A 13,251-nucleotide genomic window follows, 5' to 3' on the forward strand; every position below is an offset into this window, starting at 1 on the left:
AAAAACAGAAAACTCTAATGCCGCCAAACTTCTAAAATAATTCATTTTTATAATGGATGACAAAAGCACACGCTCTAAGTTTTGAACGTGTGCTTTCCTTTGCCACCACTCCTCCTTTGGAACAAGCATAGGAGGTAAAAGTGATAAAAGATAGTAGTTTTTTTCAAAGTGTCCTTGACATGGGGTCCACTTTATTGTGATAAGCTGTTTTTTTAAATTACGCTAATTTTATTTCTTTTACTTTATCAGCATCAAGCTTTTTAATCGTTTCTACAATTAATTTTACGGCATTTTCAAAATCATCGCGGTGAAGGATTGCTGCATGAGAATGAATGTAGCGTGTAGCAATCGTAATCGATAATGAAGGCACTCCATTTGCAGTTAAATGAATCGAGCCTGAGTCAGTTCCGCCTCCTGCAATCGAATCAAACTGATATGGAATCTCGTTCTCTTCCGCAGTTTCAACAACTAAATCACGTACTCCTTTATGAGAGATCATTGAAGCATCATAAAGAATGATTTGTGGTCCTTCACCAAGTTTACTATCCGCTTCTTTTTCAGAAATCCCTGGTGTATCACCTGCGATTCCCACATCAACGCCAAATCCGATATCAGGCTCAATTAAATGAGCTGATGTTTTTGCCCCTCTTAAGCCCACTTCTTCTTGAATTGTGCCGACACCGTAAACGATATTAGGATGGTCAGCGTCTTTTAGCTGTTTAAGTACTTCAATAGCTATTGCACAGCCAATACGATTGTCCCAGGCTTTAGCTAAAAGCATCTTTTCATTTTTAAGCTGAGTAAATTCAAAATACGGTACAATTGAATCTCCTGGTTTTACACCGAATTCTTTAGCTTCTTCTCTGCTGGAAGCACCAATGTCAATAAACATATCTTTAATTTCAACCGGCTTTTTACGTGCTTCTGCGGTTAAAATATGTGGTGGTTTTGAACCAATCACTCCAGTGACATCACCTTGTGAAGTCATAATTGTCACTCGCTGTGCAAGCATAACTTGACTCCACCAGCCTCCAATTGTTTGAAAGTATACAAAACCTTTATCATCTATTCTTGTCACCATAAATCCAATTTCATCTAGATGCCCAGCTACCATAATTTTAGGACCGTTCTCATCCCCGGTTTTCCTTGCAACCAGACTGCCAAGATTATCCGTAAATACTTCGTCTGCATGAGGCTCGATATACTTGGTCATCACGTCTCTTGCTTCTTTTTCATGACCTGATATACCTTTTGCATCAGTCAGGTCTTTAAGCATGGCTAGTGTTTCATCCAATTTTGTCATATGTAGCTATTTCCTCCTTCAATAACATGTCTTCTTAATTATAACTTTTTTTTGAAAAAATAGACACTATTTAATCTTTACTCTATTGGATATTAATTGCTTTTTCTACTATTACCCATTAAAGCGAGTTGACCGTATATAATTCCCTTAATTAGTAACCCTTATCTTGTCTAATATAGTTCACTTCATTTTTACTTATGTAGGCTTTCCTAATTTCTTCCTCATCGATATCCATTTGAATACCTAACTGTAAATAGTTATTGAAAAGATTTTCATAACTTTTTTGCGTTGGGTTATTGATAAATACAGTACATGCTTCAAAGACATTTAAAAAGACTTCTGTTAACTGTTGTTCTGATTTAGTTAATGGCTTCGAGTTGAAAGAGAGACCTTGATCAATACCCAATGACATAATAAAATGAACACCGTCAACATATTCCTCTAATACAGTCTCTCTAGCACTACTTGGTTTTGTACTCCAAAATTTAAAGCAACGTGTTTCGTTAGCTAATTCGCCTAACTCAACAAGAAGCGCTAAACTTTTTTCATGAAATAGATCACTAGTCAAATCGTGATTTGATTCTATATAGCGGTCTAACTTGTCCTGCATTTTAAATAAAGATGACCAATCCACTTAATACAACTCCTTTGTCAATTTCATTTATTGTATCATTTTTTCCTACACCTTATAAAACATATTCTATCTCTGTTTTATTGTATACACTGTACCGGCTCTATAAAAGACATGAGTAAACAAAAATGGTATAATTTACTTGTACGAACAAGTAATAAAGTTGTTAATATTTTCTTAGTACCTGATCAAACTATTAATAAAAGTAGGAGTGATTTTAATGGGAAGATTAGAAGGTAAAGTCGCATTAATAACAGGTGGAGCATCAGGAATTGGGTTATCCACAGCAAAGCTCATGGCTAAAGAAGGTGCAAAAGTAGTTATTGGTGATTTTAATGAAGAAGGTGCCAAACAAGCTGCGAATGAAATTATAGCTGATGGCGGCGAGGCATCTGGTATATTCCTTGATGCATCAGTACAAGAATCAATTAAAGATGCCATTGATTATACAGTTAATAAATACAATTCCTTAACCATTCTGTATAATAATGTAGGTTTAACTAACCTTCAAAAAGACTTAGACGTTGTAAACATAGATTTAGATGAATGGGATCGTTTAATGAATGTTAATCTTAAGAGTGTGGTTGTAGGTTCTCGTTATGCTATTCCACATATGAAAGATGCAGGTGGTGGTTCCATTATCAACACAGCTTCCATGGCGGCATTCGCAAGTGATTCGATTCGTTCAGCCTACGGAGCCTCTAAAGCTGCTGTGGTACATTTGACTAAATATATAGCTACGCAGTATGGTAAAGACAATATCCGTTGTAACGGTGTTGCTCCTGGACTTATTTTAACACCTGCAGCTAAGAATAACTTATCTGAGGACTTGCAAGCTGAATTTGAAAAACACAATGCTCTTCCTTATCATGGAGAACCAGATGATATTGGTCACGCAGTTGTGTTCCTTGCTTCAGATGAATCCAAATTCATGACCGGGCAAACTCTACAAATTGAAGGTGGCCATTACTTGGCAAACCCGACAACTCCTTTCTTTAATGAACTCGCTAAAAAGAATAAATAACATTATTCAAGCACGAAAGGTATAAGACATTTTCTTTAAAAAAGAAGATGTCTTTTTAGTAGATAAAACATTAATTAATTTTTTAATGATTAATGAAACCTCTTCCCACCTTTTTCCGTATATATGGTAATATGGTTCAGGGAGTCGATTGATCATGATTGTGATAATGTTCCGCATCCTTTTACTTATGGCTTTAGTAATACTTTTCTACACTATTTTACAATATCTTAAAAATCCACAAAGACGACTAGAAATCGCGAAATCTAGCAATGACTTTTACTTTGTGGACGAAGCTAATAATAGTAAAAAAAATCTTCAATTCGTTTATAAAGGATGTCTTTTTGAAGGTGAAAAGTATTTAGGAACTACGGAAGAATCTTTTGAAGTTGTTGATATTCAGATTACAGCACGTCAACCTATGGATTTAAAGGGGTTTACACGTGATGATCTCTATTTTCTAGAAAAAGAAATCCTCATCCGTTATCCTTACGCCAAAATAGAATGGAAACATCCTATCAATCAGCTCTTGTTGAAAATGGATTGAGTCATACAAATCCCTACTTGTACAGTTTCCATGAAAGCTCATCATGTTGTGATGAGCGTTTTCATGTGCTCACTTGGAAAAATTCTTGCCAAGTGATAGTTATTTCTTTTTTTCGTAAAATAAAAATTAAGAATAATAATGAAGATAACATCGAGAAGATGTGCAATGAGGATAAATTTGATAGTTGTTGACCAATTGAGGTATACACGATAGCTAAGGGGATGTTTGAAATAAAGGATGATTTCATATAATCTTTAAAGTTAGCTGTCATGTCTATCAAACATAAAGATAATAGATGAAAGTGAATAAAAGGAACTAAACGCAGTAGAGCTATTTGCGATGTTGTCATCTCCGTACGTTGCCCTATTAATCTCCCTTTTAGCGCCGTCAACCTTTTCAGCATCCTAGGCATTCGTTTGATTACTCCATAAAAAAGAATACTTGATAATGTAATACCAATTAATGAATATAATGTGCCTGCAAGAGTTCCAAATAAAATTCCGCCTGAAATACAAATGAACATGACTGGCAAAAATAAGATGGGCCTTAATAAATGAAAGCTAATGAACAGTAGAGGGCCAAGCAATCCTCCTGTACCAATATACATCATAATATTGTTACCAATTAGTTCCATAACTAACCTCCTTAAGAAGCTATTTTCCCACCTCATTAATATATATGACAAATACCAATCGTATATGACATACATCAGAATTAGAATAGAATAAACTCATCCCCATCGGACTAACGGATTATCTTCTTACATAATAGATATAAACTGTGAAGTAAGATCCTTTACCTTGGTCTATGCGTCTTCGTTCGGCTCCATGCGTCTTCATCCTCGATCTATGCGTTCTCACCCCGATCTATACGTCTTCTTCACGGTTTCATCCTGTGCATAGAAGTCTAAAACAGTGTCCATGGAAAGCAGCCATCCGGAAGATTCCAAACATTCGCGATGACGTCTGCTTTGAAAACAGCCCGTTAGTTACTGCATAGTTTGTGAATTATATGAGATATAAAAAAGATCAAACCGATGACGGTTTGATCTTTTTTATAACAATTAACTTATTTAAGAGCTGCTTTTGCTTGTTCAGCGAGCTGAGAAAATGCTTTCTCATCATGTATTGCAAGTTCTGATAACATTTTTCTGTTAACTTCTACACCTGCAAGTTTTAGACCGTGCATAAGCTTATTATATGACAAGTCATTCATACGAGCAGCAGCATTAATACGTGTAATCCATAGTTTACGGAAATCACGTTTTTTCTGTCTGCGGTCACGGTATGCATATTGACCTGATTTCATAACTTGCTGTTTTGCTGTTTTAAATAAAGTTCTTTTAGAACCATAATATCCTTTTGCTAATTTTAATACACGTTTACGACGTTTACGGGTAACTGTACCACCTTTAACACGTGCCATTGAAATTCCCTCCTAGTACATTCAAAATCTATGAAATGTAAGTTTATAAATTATTTTTGATTTACGGAAGCATATTTTTAATGCGTTTATAATCTCCACTTGCTACAATAGCTGATTTACGTAGTTTACGTTTTTGTTTTTGTGATTTATTTGCAGCCAAGTGACTTGTATAAGCATGGCCTCGTTTCAATTTTCCTGAAGCCGTTCTTTTAAAACGTTTTTGTGAACCTTTATGAGTTTTCATTTTAGGCATAAATATTTCCTCCTTAAATTTCAGTTAAATTTATTTGTCAGAAGACGGAGCTAACATCATAAACATATTACGGCCTTCCATTTTAGGTTTAGATTGAACAGATGCAACATCTTTTAATTCTTCTGCTAAACGTTCTAGAACTTCGCGCCCTAAGTCTTTATGAGTGATCGCACGTCCACGAAAACGAACAGATGCTTTTACCTTATCTCCGTTTTCAATAAACTTTCTAGCATTTCTTAATTTCGTGTTGAAATCATGATCGCCAATTGCTGGTGTAAATCGTACTTCTTTTACGTTAATTACACGCTGCTTTTTCCGTGCTTCTTTTTCTTTTTTCTGTTGCTCATAACGATACTTCCCATAATCCATAATTCGACCAACTGGTGGTTTTGCATTAGGAGCCACCAATACAAGATCAAGATTTCTCGTCTCGGCAATTTCCAGTGCATCTTTGCGAGATTTCACTCCTAGCTGGTCACCATTTGAATCAATAAGTCGTATTTCTCTCGCACGAATTTTTTCATTGACATTCATTTCTTTGCTAATAGCCAGCCACCTCCAAAAATATTTGTGTTGCTGATCTGACATTGACAAGTAAATTATATTCACTACAAAATCTTACAACGAATTGAATGATTGATTATCTTTCGTTTTCTAAACACATAAAAAAATGCAGGCACACAAGGGCACCCACACGTCTCCAACATTTAATAGAAAAATCTTTGGAACCAGTCGACTACGGAGAACCGCGTCAATCAGGTGAGAAGCGGGTGCTTCTACTTGTCACAGATCATTATTGTATTAAACAACTTTTATAGAATAACATAAAAATAAACTACTGTCAATTAGTTTCTTGCTTACCTGCTATTAATAGTATAGCATAGGTCAACGCCAAAATAAAGCGTTCCTATGCTATACACCGTGCTCTTAGTTATTTTTATTTGTAATATTATTTTTTATTTAACACTTTATTATCAATTTCTTTTTTAATCAACTGTTCAAACTCATCATAACTAACTGTATTGGATTCTTTTTCACCATATCTTCTTACATTGACAGCATTTTCCTCAATTTCTTTATCACCGACGACTAAGGCGAATGGAATTTTTTCAGTTTGAGCTGAACGAATTTTATAACCTATTTTTTCGTCTCGATTGTCAACTTCTACACGAACACCATCAAATTGTAGTTTTTCAGCAATCTTCTCAGCATAATCTAAATGTGCATCTAGAGAAACAGGTATGATTTTAGCCTGTACTGGTGCAAGCCATGTTGGAAATGCACCTTTATATTCTTCAATTAAGAATGCGACAAAGCGTTCCATCGTGCCAACTACACCTCGATGAATAACAACTGGACGATGTTCCTTTCCGTCTTTTCCGATGTAGGAAAGATCAAATTTTTCCGCTGCTTGGTAATCAAGTTGTACTGTGGATAAGGTTTCATCATGTCCGAGAGCGGTTTGAACTTGAACATCTAATTTCGGGCCGTAGAAAGCCGCTTCTCCAATTGCTTCAACATAATCTAGATTCAATTCATCCAAAGTTTCTTTTAATGTTGATTCAGCTTTATCCCACATCTCATCATTATCAATATATTTTTCTTTATCTTCTGGGTCACGATAAGAAAGACGGAAATAATAATCTTCGATACCGAAATCTTTATACACATGTTGGATAAGTTCAACGACACGCACAAACTCATCTTTCAACTGATCTGGACGTGCAAAGATATGGGAGTCATTTAAAGTCATGGCTCGTACTCTTTGTAATCCAGCCAAAGCACCGGACATTTCATAACGATGCTGCATGCCTAGTTCTGCAATTCGAACTGGTAGATCTCGATAACTGTGTAGCGTATTTGAGTACACCATCATATGATGTGGGCAATTCATCGGGCGTAAAATTAATTCTTCATTATCCATTTCCATAAATGGGAACATGTCGTCATGGTAGTGATCAAGGTGCCCACTTGTTTTGTACAACTCTTTACTACCTAAGACTGGTGTGTATACATGATCATAGCCTAAACGCTCTTCTATATCCACAATATATCGTTCGATTTCACGACGGATTGTTGCTCCATGAGGTAGCCACAGAGGCAAACCTTGTCCAACTTTTTGAGAAATAGTAAATAAATTTAATTCTTTCCCCAATCGACGGTGGTCCCTCTCTTTGCGTTCCTGTAACAGTTGTAAATAATCATCGACTTGGCTTTTCTTTTCAAAAGCAGTGCCATAAATACGTTGTAATTGTTTGTTATTACTATCCCCGCGCCAATAAGCACCGGAAATACTCAATAATTTAAAAGCTTTAATCTTATTCGTGGATGGAACATGGATTCCTCTACATAGATCGAAAAATTCGCCTTGTTTATAAATCGTGACTTGTTCATCCTCTGGAATATCATCAATCAGTTCTAACTTGAGATTATCCCCTATTTCTTTAAACATTTCTTTTGCTTCTTCTCTTGAAACTTCGATTCTTTCGATTTCTAAATTAGCATCGATAATCCGTTGCATCTCTTTTTCGATTTTCGGTAGGTCATCTGGAGTTAATTTATGTTCCATATCCATATCATAATAAAATCCTTCGTCAATAACAGGACCTACACCAAATTGAACATTCTTATAAAGTCGCTTAACCGCTTGAGCCATTAAGTGAGCTGTAGAATGACGCATCACTTCAATGCCTTCATTATCCCTCGCAGTAATAATTTCAATTGCTCCACCGTGAGTTAATTCTCTTTTTAGATCAATGAGTTCACCATCTAACTTAATAGCCAATGCTTGTTTCTTCAACCCTGGTGATATAAAAGCCGCTATCTCTTCACCTGTTGTTCCTTCGTTAAATTGTTTACTCGCTCCATCTGGAAAAATGATGTTTATTTCTGCCATGTTAACCACTCCTTTAGCAATTTCACTATTTTATTTTCTTAGAATCTCATGAGCTTAAAGTGAGTATTTATTATCTAAAATTTCAAAAAACGCCCGTACCTCTGCTGATATGCAAAGGGACGAGCGTTGTACACGTGGTTCCACCCTTATTTCCGTACTTAAAAAAATTACGAAAACGGCTTTGGTATCATTAACGCTGACAAGCGCTACTGTTTACTTTAGTTCAACAGTAGAGTTCAAAGGTGGTAGTCACTTATAGGTCAGAGGAAACTCTCAGCCTTGGCTTCCATCTCTTATCAAACCTTGTACTTAAATGACCATATCCTTATCGTTACTTTTGAATTTAATAATTTTATAGTATATTATACCGAATTCTGTCATAAATGCAAGCTGTTTTCTTTATTTTTTTAAAAGTTACGTAAGAAAGGGAATTGCTTATAAGATTTAAATTTAACTTTTTCCTCAAAGATATTAATAACAGTAAGTGTCTTTGGCTCGGAAGGAAGATCGCCATATATATGAATATTGTTAGGAGCCATAGCAATTAATGGAGCTAAATTCCATTCATTTTCATCGAGTCCAACAATATATAAAGGCTCTTGTTTCATGAGTTCTTTCAATTCAACTTTACTGAACTTCTCACCATTAGGTTTATAGAATGAAAAAGATGGACCTTGAACTACATAAATAGTTGGATATGTACTTTGTTTATTGGTAACATATTCACGAACCATATTTATAAAAGTCTGATGTTCTTCCTCTCTCTTAAACTCATCAATTGCCAAGCCAACAAAATGAACAAGATTTTCTCTAAAAACATTCAATCGGAAATTAATGATGGAGTCGTAATGAACGGTAGCGGAATCTTCAATATTTGATTTAAACAAGGTATAGAGCAATCCTTTAGGATCTTTGCCTCGTAACAATATTGTATAATCTTTTCCAGTCACAATCCCAAATGCTATAGATAAAATACGTTCAATTTCTTCATGGTTAGAATAATAATATTTTTTCTCAATCACCTCTCTTATCATTTTATTAAGTCGATATTCAATAAAAACGTCTACCATCGACTTAATAATCGCTTCGTCATTTTCATTCTTGGAAGTACATTTTTTAATGATTAATTGATTTCCCCACTCTTCGTTTGTTTTCCAATGTACTTCTATTCTTTTGTTGTAATGAAATACTTGCTCACAAAAACTTATCACTTCTTTATTCGATTCAAAAAAAACTTCTAGCAAACCTGCATCACCCTCATCCATAAAACAAACTGTTACATTATATGGACAAGGAAGTGAAAAAATGTATATTCTTCTAAAACTCACTAATCAATATTTAACAACCAGATTAGTCTCTTCTGTTTTTTCCTTTGACCGGGACTTCTCTACTTACTTGTTTAATTCGTTCAAGCAATCGTCCTGCTTTTACTTTATCTATTCCGTCTCTTGTAGACGCAATCTGGACTTCAAGTTGTTCTAAAGTATAATTTGAAGTAAAGAAAACAGGAAGTCTTTCCATCATTCTATACTGCAAAATTGAACCAAGGATTTCATCTCTAAACCAAGCTGATTGCATTTCTGCACCTATATCATCAAACATAAGAACATCGGCTTTTTTAAAATAATCTACCTTTTCATTTAAAGTGTCATCTTTTAAAGAAGATCTTATTTCGCGAACAAACTCTGGCATATATATAATCATAGATGAAATTTGAAACCTTTTTAGCTCATTGGCAAGAGCACCTAAAAAGTAAGTTTTCCCCACACCAAATGGCCCCGATAAATAAAGTCCTTTTCGAGGTACCTCCGCTTTAGACATTTCAAGAAACTTTATTAATTCCCGAACGGCAGACCCTCGTTTTGGATCTCGATCAATTTCTTCAATGGAGGCATGCAAGATTTCTTTTGGTACGTATAGACTTTGAATTAGTTTTTGCTGTTTTTCTTGTTTCTCATGCATTATTCTATTTGGACATTTTTCATAGCTAAGATGAATGTCATTATTATCCATTTGAAGAATGGGTGAATACCCTTGCAGCATGTTTTGACAGTTTTCAAATGAAGTACATTGTTGGCATTGTTTTGATTGTGTTGCATACTCATATAACTTAATGAGATTTTTATCTATCACATTTGCAGTAAGCTCTGGGTGCTCAGATAAGAAGGTTTTAACTTCTGGGTTATTCAGTATATCATGTTTAATTTTCGTATAGTTCTCTTTAAAGTTTCCGTTATCTTCCATCCATCTTTTCAGAGAGGTTTGTATTGGTTTCATAGAATTCACCCTTGATATAGATTGTTGTCATTTTTGTATTGCTTTAATAAGAGATCTAACTCCTCTTTTTCTTTTTCTTCGTCTATCCTACTCTGTTCATCAATTACATCACTTTTTGGTTTATTTCTATTCTGGAACCAATCGGGGATAACTTCTTTTTGATTTGCTCTCCTATTACGTTGATAAGAACGCTGTTGATTTGGTTTATTTTGAAATTGATTTAATTCTTTTTTTGCAAATTCCATCGCTTCTTTTGCTGTTTTTAAGTTAGCCCTGGACCAGTGACTCGCAATTTTTTCGATATAAGCTTTAGATAGTTTCATATTTGATTGCAGTAATACATAATGAATTAATACGTTCATTACAGGAGCTGGCAGACCTTGGGAAGTCATAACATCACGTATCACACGCATATCTTGTTCAGAAGCTTGATTTCCACTTGATAAGTCAGCTAGTAGTTGTTTTGGGGAAATCGTTTCTAATTCGCGAATGAGCATTTCTTCTTTGGTCTTAGGAGTCTGAAAATTATCTTTCTCCAAATTCATTGTCTTTTGCTTTTCAGATAACTTAATCTTCCTGTTACTTTGTATTGAATTAAACATATTGTGACAAGCTTCTTTGAATTCATCAATATTCAACATATTCTCTTCGTTGAGTGACCATAATAATATTTTCTCTATATCATAAGAAGTTAAATCATATAACGTCATCATTTGCGAAATGACTCGTTTATTCTCTTTATTTAACACTCTTTTAACTGGGATTAGTCTTTGCTTCAACATTTGTTCTATCCAGGTAAAATCAATAGACTCAACATGAGGACCTGTACCTTTTTGCGATGAAGCAATTAATTCGACATTCACGGGAGCAGGCTCAAATGTTTGAAAAACCTCGTCAAACGATACCGTGATATCATTACTATCTTTTAAGAATGTCGGTGGAGCAAAATGAGTTCTTAAATGTTCATATTTTTCTCCACCAAGATGGTGAAATAATAACTGTGAGAGCATCGCATCTTTAAAAAAGTTTCTTGGAGAAAATGGGCTTAATAATCCATATATATAATGTTGATTTTTCGATTCATTCTCTTGATATGTATTTAATAACCCAATTCCCTCAAGTTTTAACCGTGCTTTATACAAGTCATCCAGTGGCATATTCATATAATTCATCAACGTATGGTGGGTCTGTATACACGATTTCTTCTGGAAACTAACCTCATGGAGCAATGTATAATAAAGCATAACAGCCTGCATACCAATTAAAGGTTGATACAGATGAGTTAGAGAAATCGAATAATCAGTAGGTAGTTCTTCATCTATATATACCGTATAGCCATCAATTGGCAGTAACTTTCCAATAAAATTCATTTGAATATTCCTTTCCTTTTATTTTATCAACCGGACGAGAATACTCGTTACTTTAGTCATAAGAGGTCCAATCCTGTGTACATTACTATATAAAACAAAAAGAGCCTACCACCTTGGCTCATCATTCATCTTTATCTGTTGTATTAATTAAGTCTTTCAATTCATCAAGAAAAACACTTATATCTTTAAATTGACGGTATACAGAGGCAAAACGAACATAGGCCACTTCGTCAACTTCTGAGAGACGATTCATTACCATTTCACCAATTTCTTTACTATCAATTTCGGCTACACCTTTGTTACGTATTTCTTTTTCCACATCAAGAACAAGCGACTCTATCGTTTCTATTGAAACTGGTCTTTTTTCACAAGCTTTAATTAAGCCTCTAATCAGTTTGTCGCGGCTATATTCTTGACGGACTCCATCTTTTTTGACAACAATAAGTGGGACTTCTTCCACTCGTTCAAATGTAGTAAAGCGATAGCCACAGCGCTCGCATTCACGACGTCTACGTATTGAACACCCTTCTTCTATCGGGCGTGAATCCAAGACTTTTGTACTTTTATTGTGGCAGTTAGAACATCTCATTTTGTACGACCCCAATCTTTTAAACTCTATGAATGATTGTCTAATAAAGGTAAATCTTTACTAATGTTTTCATATAACTCATTAATTACTTTTGTGCTATGACCAAAGTCCATTGGTATAATTGACTCTGTCATGACAGTAAAGTCGATGGCTGTTTGAAAAGGTCTTACCATAATGACTGTAGCAATAATAAATGCTTTTTTTCCTTTTACCAGATTAACGCTTATTTCGCCATGTTCTTCAGACATTGAGTTTATTTTGAATTTAGGTGAGTTTTTAAAGTAGTTTTCTAAGATAGCTAAACCTTTATCTTTAGTTGTTTTATAATATCTAGTTTGTAATTTTTCATCCCAGTGATTATCTCTTGTTTCGGCACGATTACTGAAAAACCGTGCTAGCTTTTGGCTAAAAGACATGTCTTCCACTCCATTAAAATGTTTTATCTATTTTTGTACATATCTATTATATCATTTTAACATGGATTCGATAAAAGCTATAGTAATAATTGTTTTAAATAAAATCAGTTTTTTCAAAGCCATTAACCTGCAAGTCGATATAAACTTTTCAGTAACTCTTTCTGGCACTTTGAAACCGAAGTTGGTAAGTGTTAGTCCCTCGCTACGGAAATACACTCCGTTTTCCAGGGGGGCGGTGACTTTTAAAATTTAAAACCATTTTCTTCGTGCGATGTAAAGCTGCCGAAGTCTTTCTTGTCCTGCCGGAACAGCAAATGGGTTTCGATGGGGCGAACGATAGTGCAGTCCCACGAGTCCGAAGACCCCGCAAGAAGCGTTCTTTGCTTCTGAGGGGCTGAGGCCGTGCCCGCGGAAAGCATCCGCCCGGAGCAATCCCAGACGGTGGAAACTACGCTTGCTCTGAAAACAACCTTATTGGTACTGCGCAGTTTATGTAAACTGATCATTCTTATTTATATGTCTT

14 protein-coding genes and 2 other annotated features are annotated in these 13,251 nt (G+C 35.0%); of the genes, 2 read left to right on the forward strand and 12 right to left on the reverse strand.

From position 1 onward, the window contains the following. Positions 1 to 217 precede the first annotated feature (217 nt). Together KQI49_RS14680 and KQI49_RS14685 are read right to left on the reverse strand one after the other, a co-directional pair. Positions 218 to 1,303, reverse strand: a complete 1,086-nt coding sequence (locus KQI49_RS14680) for a M42 family metallopeptidase (protein ID WP_216490158.1) — start codon at positions 1,301 to 1,303, stop codon at positions 218 to 220. 151 nt (positions 1,304 to 1,454) lie between these two features. Continuing rightward, positions 1,455 to 1,937: a dUTP diphosphatase gene (locus tag KQI49_RS14685; RefSeq protein WP_216490159.1), complete on the reverse strand. Its 483-nt coding sequence runs from the start codon at positions 1,935 to 1,937 to the stop codon at positions 1,455 to 1,457. Positions 1,938 to 2,154: 217 nt separating this feature from the next. Between KQI49_RS14685 and KQI49_RS14690 the strand changes: the two genes are divergently transcribed. Together KQI49_RS14690 and KQI49_RS14695 are read left to right on the forward strand one after the other, a co-directional pair. Beyond that, the gene (locus tag KQI49_RS14690; RefSeq protein WP_216490161.1) at positions 2,155 to 2,958 is read left to right on the forward strand and encodes an SDR family NAD(P)-dependent oxidoreductase; all 804 of its coding nucleotides are present in this window, start codon (positions 2,155 to 2,157) and stop codon (positions 2,956 to 2,958) included. Positions 2,959 to 3,112: 154 nt separating this feature from the next. Continuing rightward, positions 3,113 to 3,502, forward strand: a complete 390-nt coding sequence (locus KQI49_RS14695; protein WP_216490163.1) for a sigma-w pathway protein ysdB — start codon at positions 3,113 to 3,115, stop codon at positions 3,500 to 3,502. 61 nt (positions 3,503 to 3,563) lie between these two features. Here the strand turns inward: KQI49_RS14695 and KQI49_RS14700 are convergent, their stop codons facing one another. The 10 genes from KQI49_RS14700 to KQI49_RS14745 all read right to left on the reverse strand — a co-directional run bounded on the left by KQI49_RS14700 (position 3,564) and on the right by KQI49_RS14745 (position 12,728). Next, the gene (locus tag KQI49_RS14700; RefSeq protein WP_216490165.1) at positions 3,564 to 4,136 is read right to left on the reverse strand and encodes a TVP38/TMEM64 family protein; all 573 of its coding nucleotides are present in this window, start codon (positions 4,134 to 4,136) and stop codon (positions 3,564 to 3,566) included. A gap of 434 nt (positions 4,137 to 4,570) precedes the next feature. Then, positions 4,571 to 4,927, reverse strand: a complete 357-nt coding sequence (gene rplT / locus KQI49_RS14705; RefSeq protein WP_216490166.1) for a 50S ribosomal protein L20 — start codon at positions 4,925 to 4,927, stop codon at positions 4,571 to 4,573. A 61-nt stretch (positions 4,928 to 4,988) separates the two neighbouring features. Next, positions 4,989 to 5,180, reverse strand: a complete 192-nt coding sequence (gene rpmI, locus KQI49_RS14710; protein ID WP_216490168.1) for a 50S ribosomal protein L35 — start codon at positions 5,178 to 5,180, stop codon at positions 4,989 to 4,991. Between the two features lie 30 nt (positions 5,181 to 5,210). Then, complete coding sequence (gene infC, locus KQI49_RS14715) at positions 5,211 to 5,714, reverse strand: translation initiation factor IF-3 (protein WP_216490288.1); 504 nt, start codon at positions 5,712 to 5,714, stop codon at positions 5,211 to 5,213. A 124-nt stretch (positions 5,715 to 5,838) separates the two neighbouring features. Beyond that, positions 5,839 to 5,968: a sequence feature (ribosomal protein L20 leader region), on the reverse strand. Positions 5,969 to 6,129: 161 nt separating this feature from the next. Further along, a complete protein-coding gene (thrS, locus tag KQI49_RS14720) occupies positions 6,130 to 8,076 on the reverse strand; it encodes a threonine--tRNA ligase (RefSeq protein ID WP_216490170.1) in 1,947 nt (648 codons plus the stop codon). Between the two features lie 112 nt (positions 8,077 to 8,188). Further along, positions 8,189 to 8,417: a binding site (T-box leader), on the reverse strand. A 66-nt stretch (positions 8,418 to 8,483) separates the two neighbouring features. Beyond that, a complete protein-coding gene (ytxC, locus tag KQI49_RS14725) occupies positions 8,484 to 9,320 on the reverse strand; it encodes a sporulation protein YtxC (protein WP_216490172.1) in 837 nt (278 codons plus the stop codon). Between the two features lie 106 nt (positions 9,321 to 9,426). Continuing rightward, complete coding sequence (dnaI, locus tag KQI49_RS14730; RefSeq protein ID WP_216490174.1) at positions 9,427 to 10,353, reverse strand: primosomal protein DnaI; 927 nt, start codon at positions 10,351 to 10,353, stop codon at positions 9,427 to 9,429. Between the two features lie 5 nt (positions 10,354 to 10,358). Next, entirely contained in the window at positions 10,359 to 11,723 is a 1,365-nt protein-coding gene (locus tag KQI49_RS14735; protein WP_216490176.1) for a replication initiation and membrane attachment family protein, read from the reverse strand. Between the two features lie 121 nt (positions 11,724 to 11,844). Next, entirely contained in the window at positions 11,845 to 12,312 is a 468-nt protein-coding gene (gene nrdR, locus KQI49_RS14740; RefSeq protein ID WP_216490178.1) for a transcriptional regulator NrdR, read from the reverse strand. A 26-nt stretch (positions 12,313 to 12,338) separates the two neighbouring features. After that, positions 12,339 to 12,728: a cytosolic protein gene (locus KQI49_RS14745; protein ID WP_216490180.1), complete on the reverse strand. Its 390-nt coding sequence runs from the start codon at positions 12,726 to 12,728 to the stop codon at positions 12,339 to 12,341. Between the last annotated feature and the right edge of the window lie 523 nt (positions 12,729 to 13,251).

It is taken from the genome of Virgibacillus sp. MSJ-26 (assembly GCF_018918075.1).
In the GTDB taxonomy this organism is placed as follows: domain Bacteria; phylum Bacillota; class Bacilli; order Bacillales; family Amphibacillaceae; genus MSJ-26.